Origin of the sequence: Giesbergeria anulus, from assembly GCF_900111115.1 — a bacterium.
Lineage (GTDB): Bacteria > Pseudomonadota > Gammaproteobacteria > Burkholderiales > Burkholderiaceae_C > Simplicispira > Simplicispira anulus.
On the sequence record NZ_FOGD01000010.1, the window covers coordinates 1 to 21,761 of the forward strand.

26 protein-coding genes and 1 pseudogene are annotated in these 21,761 nt (G+C 55.5%); 11 read left to right on the plus strand and 16 right to left on the minus strand.

Features of this window, described 5'->3' with window-relative positions; all coding sequences use genetic code 11:
- The 9 genes from BMX55_RS12690 to BMX55_RS12730 form a co-directional block, all read right to left on the minus strand.
- Window positions 1–290: GTP-binding protein (locus BMX55_RS12690; protein ID WP_245751436.1), on the minus strand; the 290-nt coding region annotated here is incomplete at its 3' end.
- A 161-nt stretch (window positions 291–451) separates the two neighbouring features.
- The gene (gene fusA, locus BMX55_RS12695) at window positions 452–2,554 is read right to left on the minus strand and encodes an elongation factor G (protein WP_091458294.1); all 2,103 of its coding nucleotides are present in this window, start codon (window positions 2,552–2,554) and stop codon (window positions 452–454) included.
- Between the two features lie 151 nt (window positions 2,555–2,705).
- Window positions 2,706–3,179 carry a 30S ribosomal protein S7 gene (rpsG, locus tag BMX55_RS12700; RefSeq protein ID WP_091458297.1) on the minus strand — a complete coding sequence of 158 codons (474 nt, stop codon included), beginning with the start codon at window positions 3,177–3,179 and terminating at the stop codon, window positions 2,706–2,708.
- Between the two features lie 162 nt (window positions 3,180–3,341).
- A complete protein-coding gene (rpsL, locus tag BMX55_RS12705) occupies window positions 3,342–3,719 on the minus strand; it encodes a 30S ribosomal protein S12 (RefSeq protein ID WP_056266875.1) in 378 nt (125 codons plus the stop codon).
- Window positions 3,720–3,840: 121 nt separating this feature from the next.
- A complete protein-coding gene (locus BMX55_RS12710) occupies window positions 3,841–5,010 on the minus strand; it encodes a D-alanyl-D-alanine carboxypeptidase family protein (RefSeq protein ID WP_091458298.1) in 1,170 nt (389 codons plus the stop codon).
- Window positions 5,011–5,078: 68 nt separating this feature from the next.
- Window positions 5,079–5,720, minus strand: a complete 642-nt coding sequence (locus tag BMX55_RS12715; protein ID WP_091458466.1) for an alpha/beta hydrolase — start codon at window positions 5,718–5,720, stop codon at window positions 5,079–5,081.
- 14 nt (window positions 5,721–5,734) lie between these two features.
- Complete coding sequence (locus BMX55_RS12720) at window positions 5,735–6,085, minus strand: (2Fe-2S) ferredoxin domain-containing protein (RefSeq protein ID WP_091458300.1); 351 nt, start codon at window positions 6,083–6,085, stop codon at window positions 5,735–5,737.
- A gap of 13 nt (window positions 6,086–6,098) precedes the next feature.
- Window positions 6,099–7,211 carry a VanZ family protein gene (locus BMX55_RS12725; RefSeq protein ID WP_091458302.1) on the minus strand — a complete coding sequence of 371 codons (1,113 nt, stop codon included), beginning with the start codon at window positions 7,209–7,211 and terminating at the stop codon, window positions 6,099–6,101.
- A 28-nt stretch (window positions 7,212–7,239) separates the two neighbouring features.
- Window positions 7,240–7,668, minus strand: coding sequence for a CopD family protein (locus tag BMX55_RS12730; protein WP_091458306.1), 429 nt, complete (start codon window positions 7,666–7,668; stop codon window positions 7,240–7,242).
- A 31-nt stretch (window positions 7,669–7,699) separates the two neighbouring features.
- Here BMX55_RS12730 and hemB point away from each other — a divergent pair, with 31 nt between their 5' ends.
- The gene (gene hemB / locus BMX55_RS12735; RefSeq protein ID WP_091458308.1) at window positions 7,700–8,707 is read left to right on the plus strand and encodes a porphobilinogen synthase; all 1,008 of its coding nucleotides are present in this window, start codon (window positions 7,700–7,702) and stop codon (window positions 8,705–8,707) included.
- A gap of 10 nt (window positions 8,708–8,717) precedes the next feature.
- Here hemB and BMX55_RS12740 read toward each other — a convergent pair whose 3' ends face one another.
- Both BMX55_RS12740 and BMX55_RS12745 read right to left on the minus strand, forming a co-directional pair.
- The gene (locus BMX55_RS12740) at window positions 8,718–9,818 is read right to left on the minus strand and encodes a helix-turn-helix domain-containing protein (protein WP_143059675.1); all 1,101 of its coding nucleotides are present in this window, start codon (window positions 9,816–9,818) and stop codon (window positions 8,718–8,720) included.
- 118 nt (window positions 9,819–9,936) lie between these two features.
- Window positions 9,937–10,179: a hypothetical protein gene (locus tag BMX55_RS12745; protein WP_091458312.1), complete on the minus strand. Its 243-nt coding sequence runs from the start codon at window positions 10,177–10,179 to the stop codon at window positions 9,937–9,939.
- A gap of 364 nt (window positions 10,180–10,543) precedes the next feature.
- On the opposite strand from BMX55_RS12745, the gene BMX55_RS12750 reads away from it, so the two are divergent.
- The 5 genes and pseudogenes from BMX55_RS12750 to BMX55_RS12770 all read left to right on the plus strand — a co-directional run bounded on the left by BMX55_RS12750 (window position 10,544) and on the right by BMX55_RS12770 (window position 13,977).
- Window positions 10,544–10,858 (plus strand): helix-turn-helix domain-containing protein, encoded by a 315-nt coding sequence (locus BMX55_RS12750; RefSeq protein WP_091458314.1) that lies wholly within the window; start codon window positions 10,544–10,546, stop codon window positions 10,856–10,858.
- Between the two features lie 2 nt (window positions 10,859–10,860).
- Window positions 10,861–11,262 (plus strand): annotated as a pseudogene (locus BMX55_RS12755) (type II toxin-antitoxin system MqsA family antitoxin).
- A gap of 306 nt (window positions 11,263–11,568) precedes the next feature.
- A complete protein-coding gene (locus BMX55_RS12760) occupies window positions 11,569–13,137 on the plus strand; it encodes a GmrSD restriction endonuclease domain-containing protein (protein WP_091458315.1) in 1,569 nt (522 codons plus the stop codon).
- A gap of 136 nt (window positions 13,138–13,273) precedes the next feature.
- Window positions 13,274–13,663 (plus strand): RidA family protein, encoded by a 390-nt coding sequence (locus BMX55_RS12765; protein ID WP_091458318.1) that lies wholly within the window; start codon window positions 13,274–13,276, stop codon window positions 13,661–13,663.
- Between the two features lie 83 nt (window positions 13,664–13,746).
- Window positions 13,747–13,977 (plus strand): addiction module antitoxin, encoded by a 231-nt coding sequence (locus BMX55_RS12770; RefSeq protein ID WP_091458319.1) that lies wholly within the window; start codon window positions 13,747–13,749, stop codon window positions 13,975–13,977.
- 23 nt (window positions 13,978–14,000) lie between these two features.
- Here the strand turns inward: BMX55_RS12770 and BMX55_RS12775 are convergent, their stop codons facing one another.
- Together BMX55_RS12775 and BMX55_RS12780 are read right to left on the minus strand one after the other, a co-directional pair.
- On the minus strand, window positions 14,001–14,489 hold the full coding sequence (locus BMX55_RS12775; protein WP_091458321.1) for a GNAT family N-acetyltransferase: 489 nt from the start codon (window positions 14,487–14,489) through the stop codon (window positions 14,001–14,003).
- A gap of 36 nt (window positions 14,490–14,525) precedes the next feature.
- The gene (locus tag BMX55_RS12780; protein ID WP_091458468.1) at window positions 14,526–15,197 is read right to left on the minus strand and encodes a cytochrome b/b6 domain-containing protein; all 672 of its coding nucleotides are present in this window, start codon (window positions 15,195–15,197) and stop codon (window positions 14,526–14,528) included.
- 152 nt (window positions 15,198–15,349) lie between these two features.
- Here BMX55_RS12780 and BMX55_RS12785 point away from each other — a divergent pair, with 152 nt between their 5' ends.
- The gene (locus BMX55_RS12785; RefSeq protein WP_091458322.1) at window positions 15,350–15,808 is read left to right on the plus strand and encodes a c-type cytochrome; all 459 of its coding nucleotides are present in this window, start codon (window positions 15,350–15,352) and stop codon (window positions 15,806–15,808) included.
- 9 nt (window positions 15,809–15,817) lie between these two features.
- Here the strand turns inward: BMX55_RS12785 and BMX55_RS12790 are convergent, their stop codons facing one another.
- On the minus strand, window positions 15,818–16,321 hold the full coding sequence (locus BMX55_RS12790; RefSeq protein WP_091458324.1) for a TlpA disulfide reductase family protein: 504 nt from the start codon (window positions 16,319–16,321) through the stop codon (window positions 15,818–15,820).
- A gap of 164 nt (window positions 16,322–16,485) precedes the next feature.
- On the opposite strand from BMX55_RS12790, the gene BMX55_RS12795 reads away from it, so the two are divergent.
- The 3 genes from BMX55_RS12795 to ptsP are packed head-to-tail and all read left to right on the plus strand — an operon-like array spanning window position 16,486 to window position 18,975.
- A complete protein-coding gene (locus tag BMX55_RS12795; RefSeq protein WP_091458326.1) occupies window positions 16,486–16,884 on the plus strand; it encodes a PTS sugar transporter subunit IIA in 399 nt (132 codons plus the stop codon).
- Between the two features lie 17 nt (window positions 16,885–16,901).
- Entirely contained in the window at window positions 16,902–17,171 is a 270-nt protein-coding gene (locus BMX55_RS12800) for an HPr family phosphocarrier protein (RefSeq protein ID WP_091458327.1), read from the plus strand.
- Window positions 17,172–17,217: 46 nt separating this feature from the next.
- A complete protein-coding gene (gene ptsP / locus BMX55_RS12805) occupies window positions 17,218–18,975 on the plus strand; it encodes a phosphoenolpyruvate--protein phosphotransferase (RefSeq protein ID WP_091458329.1) in 1,758 nt (585 codons plus the stop codon).
- Window positions 18,976–18,979: 4 nt separating this feature from the next.
- Here ptsP and mltA read toward each other — a convergent pair whose 3' ends face one another.
- Both mltA and BMX55_RS16270 read right to left on the minus strand, forming a co-directional pair.
- Window positions 18,980–20,113, minus strand: coding sequence for a murein transglycosylase A (gene mltA / locus BMX55_RS12810; RefSeq protein WP_091458330.1), 1,134 nt, complete (start codon window positions 20,111–20,113; stop codon window positions 18,980–18,982).
- Between the two features lie 210 nt (window positions 20,114–20,323).
- Window positions 20,324–20,788 (minus strand): hypothetical protein, encoded by a 465-nt coding sequence (locus BMX55_RS16270; RefSeq protein WP_143059676.1) that lies wholly within the window; start codon window positions 20,786–20,788, stop codon window positions 20,324–20,326.
- Window positions 20,789–21,376: 588 nt separating this feature from the next.
- Between BMX55_RS16270 and BMX55_RS12815 the strand changes: the two genes are divergently transcribed.
- Window positions 21,377–21,724 carry a sll1863 family stress response protein gene (locus BMX55_RS12815; protein WP_091458333.1) on the plus strand — a complete coding sequence of 116 codons (348 nt, stop codon included), beginning with the start codon at window positions 21,377–21,379 and terminating at the stop codon, window positions 21,722–21,724.
- The last annotated feature ends 37 nt before the right edge of the window (window positions 21,725–21,761 follow it).

A 21,761-nucleotide genomic window follows, 5' to 3' on the forward strand; every position in this document is an offset into this window, starting at 1 on the left:
GCAGCACCAGTAATCATGTTCTTGACGTAGTCGGCGTGGCCGGGGCAGTCAACGTGAGCGTAGTGGCGGTTGGCGGTTTCGTACTCAACGTGGGCGGTGTTGATGGTGATGCCGCGTGCCTTTTCTTCGGGGGCTGCGTCGATCTGGTCGTAGGCCTTGGCTTCGCCGCCAAACTTGGCCGACAACACGGTAGCAATGGCTGCCGTCAGGGTTGTCTTGCCGTGGTCCACGTGACCGATGGTGCCCACGTTGACGTGGGGCTTGGTGCGTTCAAACTTACCTTTTGCCATTTTTCAATTCTCCAAAGAGCAGTGCCTGTGTGCGGGTTTAACGTCTGCATCCGATTGCTGAGTCTTCCCGCACAGGGCAACGGGACGGCATCGGATCGCAGATTGCAAAAAACTTTGCGGGGATTCGGGTTGACCTCTGGGTCAACCCGAAAAGGCCAAAATTACTTGGCGCGGGCAGCCATGATGGCTTCAGACACGTTGCGGGGGGCTTCGCTGTAGTGCTTGAATTCCATCGAGTAAGTGGCGCGGCCTTGGGTGGCCGAGCGCAGCGTGGTGGAGTAGCCGAACATTTCCGACAGCGGAACTTCAGCACGGATGGCCTTGCCGCCGCCCGGGATGTCGTCCATGCCTTGCACCATACCGCGACGGCTGGACAAGTCGCCCATCACCGTACCAGCGTAGTCTTCAGGCGTCTCCACTTCCACAGCCATCATAGGCTCCAGAATCACGGGGTTGGCCTTGCGGCAACCTTCCTTGAAGCCGAAGATGGCAGCCATCTTGAACGCCAGTTCGTTCGAGTCCACATCGTGGTACGAACCGAAGTGCAGCGTGACCTTGACGTCGACCACGGGGTAGTTGGCCAACACGCCTTGCGTGACGGCTTCGTTGATACCCTTTTCGACCGCAGGGATGAACTCGCGTGGCACCACGCCGCCCTTGATGGCGTCGATGAACTCGATGCCCTTACCGGGTTCATTGGGTTCGATCTTGAGCACAACGTGACCGTACTGGCCCTTACCACCGGATTGACGCACGAACTTGCCTTCGGCATCTTCGATGGTCTTGCGGATGGTTTCGCGGTAAGCCACTTGGGGCTTGCCGACGTTAGCTTCGACGCCAAATTCACGCTTCATGCGGTCAACGATGATTTCCAGGTGCAGCTCGCCCATACCGGAAATAATGGTTTGACCCGATTCTTCGTCAGTCTTGACGCGGAACGATGGATCTTCAGCCGCCAAGCGTTGCAAGGCGATGCCCATTTTTTCTTGGTCAACCTTGGTCTTGGGTTCGACAGCCTGCGAGATCACGGGCTCAGGGAAGATCATGCGTTCGAGCAAAATCGGGGTGCCGATATCGCACAGGGTTTCGCCGGTGGTCACGTCTTTCAGGCCCACGCAAGCGGCGATGTCGCCGGCGCGGATTTCTTCGACTTCTTGGCGGTCATTGGCGTGCATTTGCACGATACGGCCAATACGCTCTTTCTTGCCCTTGACCGGGTTGTAAACGGTGTCGCCCTTGGTCAGCACGCCAGAATAGACGCGCACAAAGGTCAACTGGCCGACGAAGGGGTCGGTCATCAGCTTGAAAGCCAGCGCAGAGAACTTCTCGCCGTCATCGGCCTTGCGGGTGATGGGGTTTTCGTCGTCGTCGGTGCCGGTGACATCTGGAATGTCGGTAGGTGCGGGCAGGTAGTCAATCACGGCATCCAGCATACGCTGCACGCCCTTGTTCTTGAACGCGGTGCCGCACAGCATCGGGTGGATTTCGGTGGCGATGGTACGGGTACGCAGGCCCAGCTTGATCTCTTCTTCGCTCAAGTCACCTTCTTCGAGGTACTTGTTCATCAGCTCTTCAGAGGCTTCAGCGGCGGCTTCAACCATCTTTTCGCGCCATTCTTTGGCAGATTCCACCAGATCAGCAGGGATGGGTTCGTAGGTGAACTTCATGCCTTGCGAGGCTTCGTCCCAGAAAATGGCTTGCATCTTCAGCAGATCGACCACGCCCTTGAAGTTTTCTTCGGCACCGATTGGGATCACCACAGGCACGGGGTTGGCCTTGAGGCGCAACTTCATTTGCTCAACGACTTTGAAGAAGTTGGCACCGGTACGGTCCATTTTGTTGACAAAGGCCAGACGGGGCACTTTGTACTTGTTGGCTTGACGCCACACAGTTTCGGATTGGGGCTGCACGCCACCCACAGCGCAGTAGACCATGCAAGCGCCGTCGAGCACGCGCATCGAACGTTCGACTTCAATGGTGAAGTCCACGTGACCGGGGGTGTCGATGATGTTGAAGCGGTGCTCAGGGTAGGAGTTGTCCATACCCTTCCAGAAGCAGGTGGTGGCAGCCGAGGTGATGGTGATACCACGCTCTTGCTCTTGTTCCATCCAGTCCATGGTGGCAGCGCCATCATGCACTTCACCAATCTTGTGGCTCACGCCGGTGTAGAACAGGATACGTTCGGTGGTGGTGGTCTTGCCGGCGTCAATGTGGGCCGAGATACCGATATTGCGGTAGCGCTCAATGGGGGTCTTGCGAGCCATGGTGAATCCTTGATGGGTCGTGTTTACAGGGGGGTCAGGCCACACATGATTGCATCGCAGCCCGAAAATTTTGTGACCGCCTCAACCAGAACAAGGCTGCGGGCAAAATTGCCAGCAGCCTTGTGTGTTGACCGAGACTTAGGCCAATTGCTTAGAAGCGGAAGTGGCTGAAGGCCTTGTTGGCTTCGGCCATGCGGTGAACTTCGTCACGCTTTTTCATGGCACCGCCACGGCCTTCAGTGGCTTCGAGCAGTTCGTTGGCCAGACGTTGGGCCATCGACTTCTCGCCGCGCTTGCGGGCTGCTTCTTTAATCCAGCGCATCGACAGGGCCAGACGACGCACAGGGCGCACTTCAACAGGCACTTGGTAGTTGGCACCACCGACGCGGCGGGACTTGACTTCGACCAGGGGCTTGACGTTGTTGATGGCAACAACGAAGGCTTCCAGAGGGTCTTTGTCGGGGTTCTTCTTCTCGATCAGTTCCAGTGCGCCGTAAATGATGCGCTCTGCAACTGCTTTTTTGCCGCCTTCCATGATCACGTTCATGAATTTGGACAGCTCTACGTTACCGAACTTTGGATCCGGCAGAATTTCACGTTTGGGGACTTCGCGACGACGTGGCATATTGCACCTCTAAATTTGCTTCAGTTGGCATCTTTTCAGATACCGCGAGAGCCAATCAGGACTCCCACTTACTCGACCCACGCAAACTTTGCGCTTGGGGTCACTCTGTTTGAACGTCTGCCAGACGCATCAAACACCGATTGTTTTTGGCAAGGGCCAGGCTTATTTGGCCTTAGGCTTCTTGGCACCGTACTTGGAGCGCGATTGCTTGCGGTCTTTCACGCCTTGCAAGTCGAGCGAACCGCGCACGATGTGGTAACGCACACCTGGCAAGTCCTTGACACGACCGCCGCGCACCAGCACAACGCTGTGCTCTTGCAGGTTGTGGCCTTCACCGCCGATGTAGGAGATGACCTCAAAACCGTTGGTCAGGCGCACCTTGGCAACCTTACGCAAAGCGGAGTTAGGCTTCTTAGGAGTGGTGGTGTACACACGGGTACACACACCACGGCGTTGTGGCGAGTTTTCCATCGCCGGGCTCTTGGATTTGGTCTTTTCGACCTCGCGCCCGTGACGCACGAGCTGGTTAATCGTTGGCATGAATGTCGTCCCTAAACGTAAAACGAAAACGTGAATCCCTTCGGAATTTCCGAAAAGCCTTCCAATGTAGCAGCCCAGCGCCTATAAGGCAAGCGAAAACCCTTGCCCATAGTGCCGCTGCTTATTTGATCCACAGGCGGATGGCGTCCCAAGCGCGGCCCAGCACGCCCGCTTGCTCTACGTCATCGAGAACCAACAGCGGCACATCGCGCACGGTTTGTTCGCCCAGCAGCACCTTGAGTGAGCCAACCGTTTGGCCCTTGGCCAACGGTGCGATCAGCGGGTCTTGGTGCGAGACTTGGGTACTGACCTTGCCGGTGCTGCCCGAAGGCACAGCAACAACAATGCCTTCAGGGCGGCCCATCTTCACGCTGTTGGCCGTGCCTTTCCAGACGGTGGGGGTTGCCACGGCTTGGTTGCTATCAAACAGCCGCACGGCGTCGTAGGCGGTGTAGCCCCAGTTGAGCAGCTTTTGGCTTTCGTTGGCGCGAGCGTTCTCGCTGGACGTGCCAAGCACGATGGAGAGTAGGCGGCGCGTGCCAACCTTAGGAAGCTCGCGTTTGGCCGTAGCTACGAGGCAATAGCCTGCAGCGTTGGTGTGGCCGGTTTTGAGACCATCGACGGTAGGATCACGAAACAACAGCAAATTGCGGTTGTTGCCGTTGGAAGCAGGTGTGCCCGGATAGCTGTAATGCTTGGTGGCGTAGTAATGCAGATGCTCAGGAAAGTCGGTCATCAGCCGCGTAGCCAAGGTGCTTAAGTCGCGCGCTGTGGTCAGATGCCCCGGCTCGGTCAGACCCTCTGGGTTTTTGTAGCTGGTGTTGCTCATGCCCAAGGCTTTGGCCTGCTCGTTCATGAGGCGGACAAAGTTTTCTAGCGTGCCGCCCACGCCTTCGGCCAAGGCCATCGTGGCATCGTTGCCCGATTGGACGATCATGCCCTTGAGCAAATCATCCACCGGCACTTGCATCTTCGGGTCAATAAACATGCGCGAGCCGGGCATCTTCCAAGCGCGTTCACTAACAGGCAGCTTTTGTTGCAAAGACACTTTTTTGGCCCGCACAGCATCAAACACGATGTAGGCGGTCATCAGCTTGGTGAGGGAGGCTTGCTCAATCGGGGTGTCGATGTCTTTGGCCGCCAAAATTTGGTTGGCGGTGACGTCAATCAGCAGATAGTTGCGGGCAGCAATCTCCGGCGCTTGCGGGGCTTGGATTTGTGCCAGTAGAACGGCAGGGGCCAGCGCTGCGGCCAAAGCCAGAGAGCGGAGCGTGTTGAGCAGGGGTTTCATAGGCGAGGAGATTCAAAGCAAAGGTGCCCACACAAGGTGGGCCAAGCCAATCGGAACGGACAGCGCCATCAGGGCTTGCTGTGCAGATGGTGCACCACGAGATTTTTTAACAGGCCCAATTGTCCGTGAAAGAAGTGGCCGCCACCGGGTACCACCGTGACAGGCAGGGTTTGGGGCCGCGCCCAATCCATCACCGTGGACAGGGGCACGGTGTCATCGTGCTCACCGTGGACGATCAGGGTGCGGCTATGGGCCTCGGCAGGAATGGGGGCCACCTGAAAGCGGCTGGTGGCGGTGCCCACCAGCACGATCTGCTCGACCTGGCGCTGGGGCCACAAGGCGGCCAAGGCATGGCTGGTGACAAAGGCACCAAAAGAAAAACCGGCCAGCGCTATCGGCCCTTCTGGAGCCACCTGCTCGACCACAGAGAGAAAATCTTGTGCCTCGCCAGTGCCATTGTCGTGCTCGCCAGCGCTATCGCCCACACCACGAAAGTTAAAGCGCACCGCTGTCCAACCTGCATGGACAAAAGCGCGCGCCAAGGTTTGCACTACTTTGTTGTCCATCGTGCCGCCAAACAGCGGATGCGGATGGGCAATGACGGCCACGCCATGCGGGGCTTGCCCGGCGGCCACGGTGGCTGGGTCACGCAGGGCTTGGATAGCTCCGGCAGCACCTTGCAAGGTTAGGCGTTGAGTATGAGCGTTCATGGTGCAGCGGCCAATCAACGGCCCAGTTCAGCCGGGGTGAGCAGGCGCTCGACCACCTTGCCGTTTTTCAGGTGCGACTCAACGATCTCGTCGATGTCGGAGCTATCGACATAGCTGTACCAGGTGCCTTCAGGGTACACCACGGCCACCGGGCCAGCGGCGCAGCGGTCTAGGCAACCAGCTTTGTTGACGCGCACTTGGCCGGGGCCAGCCAAACCGGCCTCTTTGACCAAGGCTTTGCAGCGATCAAAAGCCGCCTGCGCACCATGCTGGGCGCAGCAGTCTTGGCCGTTGTCGCGCTCATTGAGGCAAAAAAAGATGTGGCGAGAAAAATAGCCAGGGGTGGGGATGGAAGAAGTGCTCATGTGTCTGAATATTCTAGGAATTGCTGTCTTTGCGTGCTGCTTGGAGCACCACATACACCAGTGTGGCATAAGGCCAGAGCCAGCCCAGCCATTGACCGATACCAAAGAAGCGAATAAATCGGCCTTGCTCCCAGGCTTGCAAGGTTTGGGCAAAGTAGGCGCTGGTGGGGGCATTATTAAGCAGGCTCAGGTGCAGGGTGAGTACCAGCATCAACACCACAGCACAGGCACGCAGGGGCAGCCACAACAGCAAAGCGGCCAGTGCTACACCCACCCAAATACCAGCCACCACAGGCGGGTTGAGCCATTCCCACGCATGGGCTGGGCCGTAGCTCAGGGCTGCGGACAAGGCCGTGACTCCCACCCCGATCACCGTACCCAAAAAAGCCAGCGCGGCGCGCCGGCCCTTGTGCGGCATGATGCCATAGGCCAGCAAGCAAGGCACCAGTAAGCCCAAGGCAACACACAGCAACTCAGAGGCGGGCGAGAGTGGCTCCAATAGCTCCAAACCCTCAGGCAGCCAATCGAGAAAAGCTGAGTCCTCTAGCAGCTGCTCTAAAGCGATCTCTAGCCGTTCTAGCACTTGGCCCAAGCCAAAAGGCTCGGCGGCAGGAAACAACAACGCCCAAGGCCAAAGCGCTAACAATACCAAGGCACCGTGGGCATCGGGCACAAACCAGCGGGCGCGAAAGCGGCTCCAGCGATCAATGGCACCAAGGCGCTCGAGCAAAGTAGCCAGCAACGCACCCAGCAGAGTGCCACCGGAGTTGAGCAGCCAATCAAGGTTAGACGGTACGCGCTGGGGTAGGTAAATCTGCAAAAACTCCATCAGCAGCGACAGCAAGGTGCCGCCCAGTGTTGCCAGTGCCAACGCACTGTGCGGCCAGCCGGTACGCAACAGGGCTAAGGCCAGCAAAAAACCCAGCGGCGCATAGCCCACCACATTGATCGTGACATCAAACCCTGTCCAATACGGTGGAGGCAGACGCGCAAACAAGAACACCCAAGGATCAATCCCTTGGGCGCGCCAGCCTGTGAAGGGGAACAAGCTGGCAAAGACCACCAGTGCTGCATAGACCTGTGCCAGTGGCCAAGCCACCGTTTTATGCGCTGCTGTCTGTGGCATTGGCCTTACTTAGATCGAGAACAGGTTTTTAGAACGGCTTGACCACCACCAGCACCACGATGGCCGTGAGCAGCAGCACTGGCACTTCATTGAACCAACGGAACCAACGGTGGCTGCGCTGGCAACTGCCCGCCACCAACTTGCGCAGCAACACAGCGCAGGCGTGGTGGTAGCCCAACACCAGCGCCACCAGTGTGAGCTTGGCGTGCATCCAACCGTTGCCCGGCCCCCAACCAATGCCATAACCAATCCACAGCCACAGCCCCAAAGCCACCGCTGGCACTGCCAGCAAGGTAGTAAAGCGCAACAGCTTGCGCGCCATGAGCAGCAGACGCTCGCGCTCGGCCACCGATCCGGGCGTAATCATGGCCAAATTGACAAAAATACGTGGCAGGTAAAAGAGACCAGCAAACCAGCTGGCGACGAAGACGATGTGAAACGATTTGATCCAGAGCATGGTGGCAGTTTAATGGGGCACAATTTTCGCTATGCATCTTTCTAGCCCTACCCCCTTCCCGGCCAATCGGCCCCGCCGCCTGCGCCGCGACGCTTTCACGCGCAATTTGGTGCGTGAACATGCCGTGAGCGTTCATGACCTGATCTACCCGGTGTTTGTCCATGAGGGCCAGCGCGTGCAGCAGGTAGTGCCGTCCATGCCCGGTGTGGACAGGCTCAGTTTGGATTTGCTGCTGCCGGTGGCCGAAGATTGCGTCAAACTGGGCATTCCGCTGCTGGCGCTGTTTCCGGCCATTGACCCCGCACTCAAAACCCCCGACGGCCAAGAGGCGCTCAACCCCGATGGGCTGATTCCGCGTGTGGTGCGGGCGCTCAAGCAAGAATTTCCGGATTTGGGCGTGATGACCGATGTGGCATTAGACCCCTACACCAGCCACGGCCAAGATGGCGTGCTCGATGAGACCGGCTACATCATCAACGATGCCACGGTAAAGATACTCACCGGCCAAGCCTTGGCCCATGCCGAGGCGGGCGTGGATATTGTGGCCCCCAGCGACATGATGGACGGCCGTATTGGTGCCGTGCGCCAAGCTCTAGAGGCCCACGGCCACATCCACACCCGCATCATGGCCTACAGCGCCAAATACGCCAGTGCCTTTTATGGCCCGTTCCGCGATGCCGTGGGCACCCGTGGAGCCTTGGGCAAGGCCGATAAAAACGTCTACCAGATGGACCCCGGCAACAGCGACGAAGCCCTGCGTGAAGTGGCCTTGGATATTGCCGAAGGCGCAGACATGGTGATGGTCAAGCCCGGTATGCCCTATCTGGACATTGTGCGCCGCGTCAAAGACGAGTTTCGCGTGCCCACCTTTGCCTACCAAGTCTCTGGTGAATACGCCATGCTCAAAGCCGCTGCCGCCCAAGGCTGGCTAGACCACGATGCCGTGATGATGGAAGCCATGCTGGCCTTTAAGCGCGCCGGTGCCGATGGCGTGCTGACCTACTTTGCCCGCGACGTAGCGCGCTACTTGCAAAAATAAGCTGGGTGGCTCATCCAACTGGGTGGGCCTGCCAAGTTTGAGCAGGCCTCGCCGCAGCCCGCACAGCCTGCCGAGACACCTTGGCCACGGAACAAGCCATATCCAAGGCAGCAAACCCGACCGGCTCGCCACGCAAAGCGCTGGCAATGATGTTGTCGGCCCACGGCACGCCGCAGGGGGTGATGGGTTGGATGGGCGCAGGCTCTGGGCTGCGCCATTGGGCTAACAGTGCTTGGATACGCGCTTGGGCCTGTGCGGCTTGTTCTGGAGTCGCTGGCAGATGCGCAGGCTCTGGTGGTGTGTGCAACCGTGGGGGAGCCTCTGGGGCCACTGCGGCCACGGCGGGCAAACGCGGTGGCGGACGTTGGTTGTGGAGCCATGCCGGATCAAACAAAGCCCAATCGTTGAGCGCCATGACTTGCACAATCCAGCCCAACGGTTTGCCCAAGGCTGCGGCATGGTTGAGCAGTTGTTGGCATTGCAGCGCATTGGGCAAGGCTGGGCGTTTTTTGGTTTGGCGCACCTGCTGCCAAGCCTGTAGCGCCGCTTGGTCTTGGGGGTTTTGCAAGGCTTGCAAAAATAAAGAAGAGGGGCACGAAGCGGATGCAGGCAGCAGCGGCGGGGCCACTGGTTCTGGCACGGGCTGCGCTGGGGCATCCGTTATCGTTGTCGGTTCAAATTCGTTCTTTCCGTTATGGGTGGTGATTTGTGCGCCTTGGACGGAAAAATCGCCACCTGCCAGCGCAGCAAACGCCACCTCGGCGGGTAGGTTTTCTGCATCGCTGGCCTTGTCCGTATCGTTTGCTATGCTGGGCAACTGCGCCCAAGCGGCCTCGTGGATGCGGTACACGTTGTTGCTGATGCCGGGCAGTTTGCCCACTTGCAGCAGGCCCTTTTTTTCTAATTGGGCGATATGACATTGCACGGTGCGTTTATGCACGCCGCACATTTTTGCCAAGCGGGGCAAGGACGGAAAAGCTATGCCCCGCGCATCGTTGTAATGGCTGAGGATGCACAGCAGCACCAGTTTGGCCCCAGCAGGCAAGGGGAGTTGCCAAGCAGCGCGCATCAGGCGCAAGCTGGCACGGGTAATAGAAAACATCTCGGTCATGGCAAAGCCTCTCTGCACAGAGAACCAACACACAGCAACACCGGCGCGCAGCCGCTGGCCGCCTGACAAGGCAGTCAGAACAGCAAAACGCCAGAAAAGAGAAGGAAAATGCGGGCGCTTAGTGCGCGCAGTGCGTCATGGCCGCCAACAACAGATCAGCGCTGCCATCGGCGCGAAAACCGGCCAGCAGTTGCAAACACTGCCGATTGCGCCAGAGCAAAGCGCGCTGGCGCTGTTGGCACCACGTACCGGCGCGGCTGTGTGGGGGTTCGGCCAGCAACACTTGCAGGCTATGCAAAGTGCGTTGCAGCAGCTGTGCGCTGGGCGGCGGGGCTGTGGTGGGGGAGAAGGTGTCAGCCATGATGGCTCCTGTGGAACAAATCAAAACCTGTCACCCCCACGACCAAGAGAGGGTGGCAGACCGTACAGGGTTGGTCGACCGGCCACAGGTTCCGGCACACCCTCGCGGGTGTCCCTGCACAGTCCGCCTTAAAGCGAATCCGTGCGCGCAGCATAGAAAAAGAAAAGCCGCTCTCCCAAAGGAAAGTGCGGCAGCTGCGCCTGTGAAAACCGGGCGACCAAACCCGTACTGCGCCTTTTTCGCGCAGCGGGCCAAAGTCTAACGGGAAATGGCGGATAGGCGCAAGCCCCAGAGAGCGGGTGATTCTGTCGCGTGCAGTCCAACAATCACATTGATCTATACGCAAGCAACGTATGCTTGTTCGATGAAAAAACGAGATTTATTTGCAGAATTGACCGAAGGTTTTGATGCTCTGGCTTTGAACCGTGTAGGCAAGCAAACACTGCGCACCCACGAAGTAGAGATCAAACCCACCGTCGGGGTGACGGCCAGCGAATTGCAAGCGTTGCGCCAGCGTTTGAATTTATCGCGCCCAGTATTTGCCCGTTACTTACGCACCAAGCCGCGCACCTTAGAAAACTGGGAGCAAGGCCGGGCTAAACCCAATGCCCAAGCCGCCTTACTGATCCGTTTGGTAGAGAGGTTCCCTGACACGATGCAACGGCTAGAAATGGTTTGACAATGAAGCATTTCTGTTTGCAATGCGACGATGGCACAGAACTGGTGCATGAGCGGCGCGATTTAAGCATCCATGCCGATGAGTATGTGGACAACGTGGCACAGGTCAGCGGTTGGCATTGCCCGGTGTGTGGTGAGTGCGAGTTTGATGCCGGTGAAGGAGCACGGTATACGCAGGCATTGGCTGCCCTGCGGGCCAAAGCCAATGAACAACGTGCTGCAGCCATACGAGCCACATGCAAAAATTTGGGCCTACGCCAAGCAGAGGCCGGACGGCTGTTGGGTGGCGGTGCATAGGCATTTTCTGAGTGTGAGCGCAACAAGACGCAGCCACATAAGGCGATGGCGATGCTGTTCCAATGGCTGGATAAACACCCAGAATTACTGGAAGAAATTAGAGCGTGATTTATTTTGAAACAAAATGAAACGTTATGACTACTTCCCATAGATGGGGACGGTTCAGGTGCTGTAATACCATATGCATAAGTGGATACGTTATATGTTCCAGCAACCTTGGTTAACGTAGGGCATCGATTTTTGGGGTGTAGGGCGAGACAAGCATCCGCAAAAATTTAGTTTTTCTAAAAAACTGGCTATTGGCATTTCCCTGTGGATAGGGTAGGATGCTGCAACTTTATTCGACTGCTAGCAAGCGTGGGACAGTCGTCTAATCATAGTTAAGTTTTTTAAAACCATAACAAAGCGATTAACATGGCAGATTTGGAACGAACTGACAAACCCGTAAGCATTCTGGTAAAAGAGCTTGCAAATGGTGTAATTGGTGTGCCTGAGATTCAGAGAAATTATGTATGGAATGCTACACAGGCCCGTGATTTAGTTGATTCTTTGTACAGAAAATATCCATCTGGATTAATTTTGCTTTGGCGACCAAAAAATAATCCAATGTATGGCAAGGCAGTCACAAAGCATAAAACGCCAGATTACCTAATATTAGATGGACAACAACGAATTACCGCCTTACAAAAGGTGCTATCGGGAGAGATAAATCTACACTTTCACATACTAGATGGAACCCTTCATATTTTCAATAAGAAAGAAAGCACAAATCGACTTCTTGTGCCATTAACGGCATTAATTAAAAATGCATTTAAAGTACTAACAGATGCGACAGACGGCATAATTCTAAAAGAAGATCAAAAGGAACAAATTCAGCAAAACATACGCAATATATGTAAGATTGAAGATTATATGTTTCCTGTCATGATCATGCACACTGATGATTACGAAGAAATTACGGAATCCTTTATTCGTTTAAATTCGAAAGGCACGCGCCTTAACAGTACTGAACTTGCAATTGCTCGTTTGGCTTTTCAGTGGCCTGGAGCAGTAACAAATGAGTTTGACGTAACACTAAAAGAATATGCAAAGGCCGATTATGATTTGGAGATGAACGTATTGGTTAGGCTTTTTATTATAATAGGCAAATTTCAAAATGGTGTTTATGAAAAATCAAGCTCTGTTTTTGACAAGGGCAGCGCAGAGTTAATGGATATTTGGAAAAGAACCAAGCGATCATTCAACGGCGCAATAATGTTTCTCAAGAATAATGCGGGAATAGAGTCAAGTAAATGGCTAACATCACAATATGTTATCATTCCACTGGCATTTTTCTTTTACAAAAAAGATAGATCCAAAATAACTGATCGAGAAATAGCCGGATTATTACTTTGGTTTTTTATTACAACAATATACACGCGACTAACAGGGAGAATGTCAAATTTAGATAAAGACATTCGTGCAATCAGTACAGAAGCCCCTATTGATGAACTAATAAAAAATCTTTACGAGGATGTATCATCATTCTCAGTAACACCCGAGATGATCAAGGGTGCATACAATAGATCGAACTTAATACCATTGCTGCGAATAATTCTATCTCAACGAGATGCAAAAGATTTTTTCACTGGCATCTCAATAAAAACAAACAGCATTGGGTATGAAAATCAAATCGAAGGCCATCACATTTTCCCAAAAAGCATTTTAAAGAAAAATGGTATACCAACAAAAGAATACGATGACATCACTAACATTGCATTTATATCTCAAAAAATTAACAATCACATATCAAATGCAGATCCTTCCGAATACTTGAAGGACATCGATCCGATTCGCTTGGAAAGTCAGCTCATTCCAACATATAAAGAACTGTGGAAAATTTCTCGGTTCAATGATTTTTGCGAGGAGCGCAGAAAGCTAATTGCAAAAGCAATCAATGATTTTTTAAACAGCCAACTGATAATCTGCAACAGAAAAACTTAACAGGCCATTGCACCTGACGCCCAAAAATGCCCACCGCCTGTCGGTGGCGTTCATCTTGTGTCGCAGGTGAAATTTACGTTATGCTTCAAATTCCCGCATCCTCCACATCCACAGAGAAAAAATGTGAGAACAAAATATGCCAAGAGAATTCATAGAATGCAGTTTATTTAAGCCAATCGGCCCATACAGTCATGCTGTCAAATCCGGTAATCTGATCTTTGTCTCGGGAACACCGGGAGTTAATCCAAAGACTGGTGAGTTGGCTGGAGCCACCGCGTATGCACAGGCAGCGCAGGCAATACGAAACGTAATTGATTGCGTTGCTGCTGCGGGTGGCACCGAGGCCGATATCACCACCGTTCAGGTGAACTTGGTTCATGTGGACGACTTCACCGAAATGAACCGGGCTTACGCAGAGTATTTCTCTGAGCCGTTTCCGGCGCGAACTGTCATTGGCATTGCCGCACTACCAAAACCCGGAGCCTTGCTCACTATCAACGCAATGGCGGTGCTGCCATCCAAGTGATTCCTTGTTCCACTGCTCCCCAAACCCCGTAGAGACAAACGCATTAGGATGCGTTAGACGTATAACGTTCTAAGGGGATTGGAATGCACAAACGGATGACCATTACGCTCGATGAGGCGGTGTATGAGGGGCTGTATAGCCGGGTGGGTAAGCGGCGCATGAGCCAGTTCATTGAGGATTTGCTGCGCCCCCATGTGATGGATACGGCACTCGATGATAGCTACCGGGCAATGGCTGCCGATACGCAGCGTGAGGCCGAAGTGATGGAGTGGTGCAATGCGCTTGCCGGGGATATGGCCGATGCTGCGCGGTGAGCAGCCAGTGCCCCTTCTGGCCCTCAAATATTGACCTTGAGGTAATGTGACCCGGCAATCGGGTTGTGATAATAGGGCGGAATCTCCTCAAACCCTAAGTCGGCATAGAGAGCGCGGGCCGATTCCATCTCATCCAGAGTATCGAGCAGCACGCAGGCATAACCGGCTTGGCGCGCTACATCCAAAATACCTTCGGTGAGCTGGCGGCCCAGCCCAAAACCCCGAAACGCTTTGCGCACATAAAGGCGCTTCATCTCAGCGGCATTGGGGTAGTCGGCGGTGTCCAAGGGGCGCAGCGCACAGCATCCGGCCACAGCACCATCCACCAGCGCCAGCAACAGGCCACCACGCGGGGCGGCATAGTCGCCGGGCAAGTTTTGCAGTTCTGCGGCAAAATTCTGAAAGCACAAATCGATGCTCAGGCTCTGGGCATACTCGGCAAACAGGGTGCGCACGGCATCCAGGTCTTCGGCGGTGTTCAGGCTAGAAAGGGTAACGCTAGGGGTATCCATAGGCACTCCGGCAAGGCAAGGTTAAAACAAGCTGGCTCAAGTGCCTAAGCTAACAATCCAAGCAACCACTGCGCTGCACAGCAGAAAAATGACCAGTGCGCTCAGGCGCGACACCGTATCATCACGCGATGGCGCGACCGGCATGGTCACAGTTTTGTTGCCGGTAATCATGGCGGGCACCAACGATAACTTTTTTACCACGCTGTAAAACGCAATCGCCAGCAAGTGCAAGGCCACCAGCGTCATCACCAGATACTGGCCCACGTCTTTGTGCAAGCTGGTGGCTAGGCTCACCCCATCGCCAGAGACAAAACGGGTCAGGGGGCCAGCAAAGGCGATTTCGTCGTCGCTAAACAAGCCTGTGCCCACCTGCAAAGCCAGCATGGCTAGCAGGCCAAACACCGAGAGCGCACCCAAGGGGCTGTGCCCCACACCGTCTTCTGGTGTGCCTTGCCCACGCAAATAGCGCAACATGCGGGCGGGAGAATACAAAAACGCCGCAAAGCGCGACCAGTAGCCGCCCACCAAGCCCCACACCAGCCTGAACAGCAACAGGGCCAACACGGCATAGCCGAACCGAAAATGCCACAGCATCGCGTTGCCACCTATCTTGGCACTGATGACCAGTGCGATGGTGCAAACGGCCAGCAGCCAGTGAAAGAGACGGGTGGGAAGATCCCAGATACGAACGGTGTGCTTGTTCTGCATGGAGAAATGGCATGGAGTGATAGCAAAGTGTGGCACACCCATGCAGCCCTCTGCTTTTTAGAGGACTGAAAAAGTGCGACTTTCACACCATCGTGGCAGGTGCAGGTGATACTAAAGCCTCTTTTTGTTTCATCACACCAAGGAACCCCACCATGAAAAAAACCCTTGCCCTGTTGGCTCTGGCCGCCGCTGCAATCACCACAGCTGCACCCGCCGCTGCCCAGTTTGCCAAGCCAGAAGACGCCATCAAATACCGCCAATCGAGCTTTTTTGTGCTCGGCCAGCACTTCAGCCGCATTGGCGCAATGGCCAACGGCAAAGTGCCGTTTGATGCCAAAGCAGCCCAAGAAAATGCCGAACTGGTAGCCATCTTGGCTAAACTGCCCGCAGCAGGTTTTGGCCCCGGCACCGACAAGGGCGCAGACACCAAGGCCAAGCCTGAAGTGTGGACAGAACAAGCCAAGTTCAAAGAGCACGCCGACAAGCTGCTGACCGAAACCACCAAGCTGGCCGCCGCCGCCAAGACCGGTGATGTGGCCCAGCTCAAGGCCGCCTTTGGCCCCGCAGCCCAAACCTGCAAGGCTTGCCACGACGCCTTCAAGAACAAATAAACCAGCCGCTCAGGTTTGCGCCAATAGTTTTTCGATCAAGCGGTGCAACTCGGCAAAATCGGGGGCACCCACATAACTCTTGACGATTTCGCCCTGCTTATTGACCAAATAGGTGGTGGGCGTGAGGCGCACATCGCCCCAAGCCTTGGCTACGGCCCCGGTGTTGTCCAGCGCTACCTTGAACGGCAATTGCCGCGACTGGGCAAAGTTGAGCACATACTGCGGCGGGTCGTAGTTCATAGCCACAGCCAAGGTGTCAAAGCCTTGGCTTTGGTATTTTTGGTAGGTAGCTACCAATGCAGGCATTTCTGCCACGCAGGTGGTGCAACTGGTGGCCCAAAAATTGACCAGCGTCACCTTGCCGCGCAAATCGGCACTGCTGCGCTGTGAGCCATCGAGCAGCACAAAGGTAGATTCGGGCGCTGGTGCCCGGCCTGTGCCCCAAGCCACCCAAGCGCCAGTGCCTGCCACTGCGGCCAAGACCAGTGCTGCCACGGTTTTTTTGATTTTCATATCTATCCATCGGCTAAAACATCTGCGAGCGATTGTGCGGCAGTCGGTTCCCTTGGCAGCAAAATCCCCATCAAGCACCGGGCATCCTCTGCGCAGGTGGTGTGCGCGGCGCGGCCATAATGTGCGCCACCCACCGCATTGACTGCACAGATTCCATTTGCCCTATGAGTACGCGCATCCTTTTGCTTGCCCATGCCCCGCTGGCCCATGCCCTGCGCGAGTGTGCCCTGCACGTTATGGCCGATTGTGGCGACAGCGTGCTGGCGCTGGACGTGCTGCCCCATGATCGCCCCGAAGACTCCCTAGCCCAAGCCTTGCAACTATTGCAACCCTTGGGGCAAACCCCCACCTTGGTGCTCACCGATGTGTTTGGTGCCACCCCGTGCAACATTGCCCAGCGGCTGGTGCAACAGTGCCCGCAAATGCGGCTTATCACTGGAGTCAATTTGCCCATGCTGCTGCGGGCGGTGTGCTATCGGGCAGAACCTCTGGATGCTTTGGTGCAGCGGGCTGTGGTGGGTGGAACCCAAGGCGTGATGCAGGTGGATGTCCACGCACCCTGATTTTTTTGAGTGTTTGCATGATTAAAACTTCGACCACTATCGTCAACAAGCTGGGCCTGCACGCCCGCGCCTCGGCCAAACTGACCAAACTGGCAGGCAGTTTCCCCTGTGAAGTCTGGATGAGCAAGGGCAGCCGCCGCATCAATGCCAAAAGTATCATGGGGGTGATGATGCTAGCCGCCGGTATTGGCTCTGAAGTAGAGCTTGAAACCAACGGCGAGCGCGAGCAAGAAGCGATGGACGCTCTGCTAGCGCTGATTGCCGACAAGTTTGGCGAGGGCCAGTAAGCGCCAGCACACCGGCCCTGACCGGGGCCAGAGAGGCAGATTTCTCATGACATTTTCCGTTCCGGGGCTGGTAGTTGCGCGTGGCATTGCCATTGGGCGCGCCGTGCTGGTGGGCTCTAGCCGCATTGAAGTAGCGCACTACTTTATTGAGCCTGCGCAGATCGAATCTGAAATCGCCCGTGTGCGCCAAGGCCGCGACACTGTGGCCGAAGAATTGCAGCGGCTGCTCGATACCATGCCCGCCGATGCGCCGCATGAGCTGGCCGCTTTGCTAGAAGTGCATTTGCTGCTGCTCAACGACGAGATACTGAGCAGTGGCGTCAAGCACTGGGTCACAGATCGCCTCTACAACGCCGAGTGGGCGCTGACCACGCAGCTAGAAGTGATCTGCCGCCAGTTTGACGAAATGGAAGACGCCTACCTGCGCGAGCGCAAGGCCGATTTGGAGCAGGTGGTAGAGCGCATTTTGCGCACCATGCAAGGTGTAGCCCAGCCGGTGCTACCACCAGTGGCGGGCACCTCGCGGCGCAAGACGCAGCAAGACCTGCTGCTCGACGATGGCATGGATGTGCCCTTGGTGCTGGTGGCACACGACCTCTCACCCGCCGATATGCTGCAATTCAAAAGCAGCGTTTTTGCCGGTTTTGTCACGGATGTGGGCGGCAAAACCTCGCACACCGCCATTGTGGCGCGCAGCATGGACATCCCTGCCGTGGTGGGTGCGCGCATGGCCAGCCAATTGGTGCGCCCAGACGACTGGGTGATTATTGATGGCGATGCCGGGGTCATCATTGTCGATCCATCGCCGATCATTTTGGCCGAATACGGCTATCGCCAGCGCCAAATCGAGCTAGAGCGCGAGCGCTTGATGCGGTTGCTGCATACGCCCTCTATCACGCTGGATGGTCAGAAAGTTGAACTGCTGGCCAACATTGAGCAACCCGCCGATGCCGCCAGCGCCGTGCGTGCTGGCGCGGTAGGGGTGGGCTTGTTCCGCACCGAATTTTTGTTCATGGGCCGCCACGGCAACCTGCCCGACGAAGAAGAACAGTTCCAAGCCTACCGCAATGCTGTGGATGGCATGCAGGGCCTGCCTGTCACCATCCGCACCATTGACGTCGGGGCCGACAAGCCCTTAGACAAAGCGCACAAAGACGACCACCTGAACCCAGCCTTGGGCTTGCGCGCCATCCGCTGGAGCTTGGCCGATCCGGCCATGTTTCGGGTGCAGTTGCGCGCCTTGCTGCGTGCGGCGGCATATGGCAAGATCAACCTGCTGTTTCCAATGCTGGCCCATGCCAGCGAGATCCACCAGACCTTGGCCCAAGTGAATCTGGCCCGCACTGAATTGGACGCACGCGGGCAAGCCTATGGCCCAGTGCGTTTGGGAGCGATGGTCGAGGTGCCTGCGGCAGCGCTGATCGTGCGCACCTTTTTGCGCTATTTTGATTTTCTCTCCATTGGCACCAACGACCTGATCCAGTACACCTTGGCCATTGACCGCGCCGATGAGTCGGTGTCACACCTGTACGACCCGCTGCACCCCGCCGTGCTGCGCTTGGTGGCCGAAGTGATTGCCGAGTGCCAAGCGCAAGGCAAAAGCGTGTCGGTGTGTGGCGAAACTGCCGGTGATGTGGGCATGACCCGTTTGCTGCTGGGGCTAGGATTGCGCAGCTTTTCTATGCACCCGGCGCAAATTTTGACCATCAAGCAAGAGGTGCTGCGCGCCGACACGCGCAAGCTGGCCCCTTGGGCGCAGCAGGTGCTAGAGGCCGAAGAACCCGCCCTGCTGCTGGGCCATTAACGCATTACCGAGGCCACAGCACCCACAAGCGCAGGTTCTGCTTGAGCCGCCCGGCAATATCACCCGCCTGCGTGCCCCAGCCAGTAAAGTAGTCGGCGCGCACAGCCCCCACAATAGCGCTGCCGGTGTCTTGGGCCATCACCAGCCGCTGGATTTGGCCGGTGGGGCCGCTGGAGGCCATCCATACCGGGGTGCCATACGGAATGCTTTGGCGATCTACGGCAATCGAGCGCCCCGGCGTGAGCGCTACCCCTTGGGCACCACGGGGGCCAAACTCGGCATCCAAGCCCTGCAAGGGTTCTTCTTTAAAAAACACATAGCGCGGATTGCTCCAGAGCAGTTCTTGTACCCGCTGTGGGTTTTGCCCAATCCATGCCTGAATGCCGGGCCAAGAGGCATCACGGATCAGCCCTTGGTCTAGCAGCCAACGGCCCACGCTTCGGTAGGGGTGGTCATTGGTGCCCGCAAAGGCCAAGCGTACCAGCCGCACGCGGCCATCGGGCTCGGTGATGCGCAAGCGCCCGGAACCTTGGATGTGCAGCACCAGCGCTTCAATCGGGTCAGCCACCCACGCAATGGCCCGGCCTTGCAACGCCGCTTGGGCTTCGGGCAGGGTATCGATTTGCTGGCGCGAGTACCAAGGCTTGCGTGCGCCCAAGCTGGCCGGGGGGCTGTACAGCGGCACGTTGTAGCCAGCGCTGGGCAGGCGCATGGCGTTGAGTTCTGGCTCGTAATAACCAGTAAGCAGGCCATCGGCATTGCCGCTGGCAGCCTCAACGCGGTAGGGCTGGAAACGCGCAAACAAAAAGGCGCGCTGCTCTTGGGCGGTGCCGATGCTCAAACGGCGCACTTGGGGGCACAGACTCTGAAACGCCGGGTGCGGGCGCTCGCAACTGCGCACCCAAGCGTTCCATGCTTCGTGCAGGGCGTCTTCATCCAAGCCGGGCAGTTCTTGCCAAGGCACAGGAATCCAGCGGCTGCCAGACTGGGCAATAGGAGGCACACCGGGCAGGGCCGCAGGGGGCACGGGCAAGGGGGCGGGCGCTGAATAAGGTGGCTCAGGCGGCGCAGTGGAACAAGCCGTTAGCACGGCGGCCACCACAGCGGCCATGCCAAGGCGCAGGGATGCGATTGTCATGGGGGCCGATTGTGCGACACATCGTCTTACAGCGGCATAGCAACGGGGCTGTTAAGGTGTGTTGGGGCAGGTTTGCAATGGCCTGCCTCATTCAGATGGCACGGTGGCTGGTTTCATTGCAGAAGTTCCAGACCTGATTGACCTCACGTGCCATCGCAGACTCAGGGTTTTGGTGCAATCTATGCTGTGTATTTTGCAATCCAGATCAGTTTATAACCAATAAGCACGCTTCTGAACTATGCGATGAGTGACATTGTCTACGTCAACATTTATCACATTCGACATCCCAGAACCCCAAGAAAATGACTCATATGAATAATTAGCGCAGCCTATGCAATTATCATGAACACTCTTCTCTGGCGGATTGTATTGACATCCTAAAATTTTATTTACATCATCAAGAGTCATGCCAATTTTAATCAAATCAAAATTGGCTTGCGTGATAGTATCCCTTCCACAAACACGCAATCCCGCTGGTGCCTGACTAACAATTCCAGTGTCAACCACTTCAAAAGAAAGTGGACGAATTCTAGGAAAGTTATAACGCACACCATCAATCTGGACACTAGGGATGGTGATTATATTCTGCTCTACATCGTAGCCAGTACGAGTAGCATGAACCTGCCCAGCAAATAACAAAGCGGACATTGTTGCGACTATATAACGAGCGATCATAATCTACCTTTCATTCCCAAGTGGTGGCACCAAAAACAATCTCACCGGAAACAGCATCGCCCTCAATAAGCATTAAAGTAAATTTATTTACAAATACCCATAAAAACCAAGCCATTTCCTAAGATTCAATCTTAGCACCACCCATTCAAATCATTCGATATAAAACAAATTATTACTTTAAGTTACCTTTACGAACAAAATAGAGTAGTAGCAGGAACGGTTAGCATAACTTCCCTTGAAAAGGAGTCAAGCATTAAGTAACATTTTGCAAATATTGTAGATTTTTTATTGGGAATGGTAAATTTTTGGCGATGATCGACACTACCTGCACCTAGCTTGCGCCTGACCTGACAAGATTGATCCGGGTAGGTGTAGCGCCTAGAGCCAGCGTCGCCCAGCCATCCAAATTGCTGGGCAAGCCCTTCGATAAAAATCAGAATTTTATTTTCACTGTGTTCGGTTGCGCACAGACCCGATGGTTGTGGCTGCTTATTATTTCTTCACATGCTTCACAAAGCGCATGTGTCGGTAGAAACCTGCATCCGGCTGTTCTCGATTCATCCATTACTATCACTAGGAATTACGAATATGTCACAACGCGCTGCCTACATTGAGAAGATGGAACTTCAAATCGACAAGCTGAATAAGAAAATGCTGGGCCTCGAAACCTCGGCACAGGAAGCCAAAGAAGAAGCACGTCAAAAATACAAGGAAGAAATGGGGAAATTGCGTCAGCAATCCAAGGTTGCCGCCGCCAAGCTAGACGAACTCAAAGTGGCCGGTGCTGATTCTTGGGCCACGTTGGTGGCCGATATGGAGAAGATTCACGATTCTTTTACGCATTCTTTCTTCTCATTCTTCCAAATCCCCAACACCAGCGAGCCTGCGGCCACATCGACAAAAGCAGAAACTGCTACCGCTCCTAAAAAATCTTAAAAGCAGCGCGTACTTTTTGCAGTTTCAAAAAATCAGG

What these genes read in the sequence shown, in the direction of transcription:
- fusA (WP_091458294.1), bottom strand. Translation starts at nt 2,554, where the DNA reads ATGGCTCGCAAGACCCCCATTGAGCGCTACCGCAATATCGGTATCTCG.
- rpsG (WP_091458297.1), bottom strand. Translation starts at nt 3,179, where the DNA reads ATGCCACGTCGTCGCGAAGTCCCCAAACGTGAAATTCTGCCGGATCCA.
- rpsL (WP_056266875.1), bottom strand. Translation starts at nt 3,719, where the DNA reads ATGCCAACGATTAACCAGCTCGTGCGTCACGGGCGCGAGGTCGAAAAG.
- BMX55_RS12710 (WP_091458298.1), bottom strand. Translation starts at nt 5,010, where the DNA reads ATGAAACCCCTGCTCAACACGCTCCGCTCTCTGGCTTTGGCCGCAGCG.
- BMX55_RS12715 (WP_091458466.1), bottom strand. Translation starts at nt 5,720, where the DNA reads ATGAACGCTCATACTCAACGCCTAACCTTGCAAGGTGCTGCCGGAGCT.
- BMX55_RS12720 (WP_091458300.1), bottom strand. Translation starts at nt 6,085, where the DNA reads ATGAGCACTTCTTCCATCCCCACCCCTGGCTATTTTTCTCGCCACATC.
- BMX55_RS12725 (WP_091458302.1), bottom strand. Translation starts at nt 7,211, where the DNA reads ATGCCACAGACAGCAGCGCATAAAACGGTGGCTTGGCCACTGGCACAG.
- BMX55_RS12730 (WP_091458306.1), bottom strand. Translation starts at nt 7,668, where the DNA reads ATGCTCTGGATCAAATCGTTTCACATCGTCTTCGTCGCCAGCTGGTTT.
- hemB (WP_091458308.1), top strand. Translation starts at nt 7,700, where the DNA reads ATGCATCTTTCTAGCCCTACCCCCTTCCCGGCCAATCGGCCCCGCCGC.
- BMX55_RS12740 (WP_143059675.1), bottom strand. Translation starts at nt 9,818, where the DNA reads ATGACCGAGATGTTTTCTATTACCCGTGCCAGCTTGCGCCTGATGCGC.
- BMX55_RS12745 (WP_091458312.1), bottom strand. Translation starts at nt 10,179, where the DNA reads ATGGCTGACACCTTCTCCCCCACCACAGCCCCGCCGCCCAGCGCACAG.
- BMX55_RS12750 (WP_091458314.1), top strand. Translation starts at nt 10,544, where the DNA reads ATGAAAAAACGAGATTTATTTGCAGAATTGACCGAAGGTTTTGATGCT.
- BMX55_RS12760 (WP_091458315.1), top strand. Translation starts at nt 11,569, where the DNA reads ATGGCAGATTTGGAACGAACTGACAAACCCGTAAGCATTCTGGTAAAA.
- BMX55_RS12765 (WP_091458318.1), top strand. Translation starts at nt 13,274, where the DNA reads ATGCCAAGAGAATTCATAGAATGCAGTTTATTTAAGCCAATCGGCCCA.
- BMX55_RS12770 (WP_091458319.1), top strand. Translation starts at nt 13,747, where the DNA reads ATGCACAAACGGATGACCATTACGCTCGATGAGGCGGTGTATGAGGGG.
- BMX55_RS12775 (WP_091458321.1), bottom strand. Translation starts at nt 14,489, where the DNA reads ATGGATACCCCTAGCGTTACCCTTTCTAGCCTGAACACCGCCGAAGAC.
- BMX55_RS12780 (WP_091458468.1), bottom strand. Translation starts at nt 15,197, where the DNA reads ATGCAGAACAAGCACACCGTTCGTATCTGGGATCTTCCCACCCGTCTC.
- BMX55_RS12785 (WP_091458322.1), top strand. Translation starts at nt 15,350, where the DNA reads ATGAAAAAAACCCTTGCCCTGTTGGCTCTGGCCGCCGCTGCAATCACC.
- BMX55_RS12790 (WP_091458324.1), bottom strand. Translation starts at nt 16,321, where the DNA reads ATGAAAATCAAAAAAACCGTGGCAGCACTGGTCTTGGCCGCAGTGGCA.
- BMX55_RS12795 (WP_091458326.1), top strand. Translation starts at nt 16,486, where the DNA reads ATGAGTACGCGCATCCTTTTGCTTGCCCATGCCCCGCTGGCCCATGCC.
- BMX55_RS12800 (WP_091458327.1), top strand. Translation starts at nt 16,902, where the DNA reads ATGATTAAAACTTCGACCACTATCGTCAACAAGCTGGGCCTGCACGCC.
- ptsP (WP_091458329.1), top strand. Translation starts at nt 17,218, where the DNA reads ATGACATTTTCCGTTCCGGGGCTGGTAGTTGCGCGTGGCATTGCCATT.
- mltA (WP_091458330.1), bottom strand. Translation starts at nt 20,113, where the DNA reads ATGACAATCGCATCCCTGCGCCTTGGCATGGCCGCTGTGGTGGCCGCC.
- BMX55_RS16270 (WP_143059676.1), bottom strand. Translation starts at nt 20,788, where the DNA reads ATGATCGCTCGTTATATAGTCGCAACAATGTCCGCTTTGTTATTTGCT.
- BMX55_RS12815 (WP_091458333.1), top strand. Translation starts at nt 21,377, where the DNA reads ATGTCACAACGCGCTGCCTACATTGAGAAGATGGAACTTCAAATCGAC.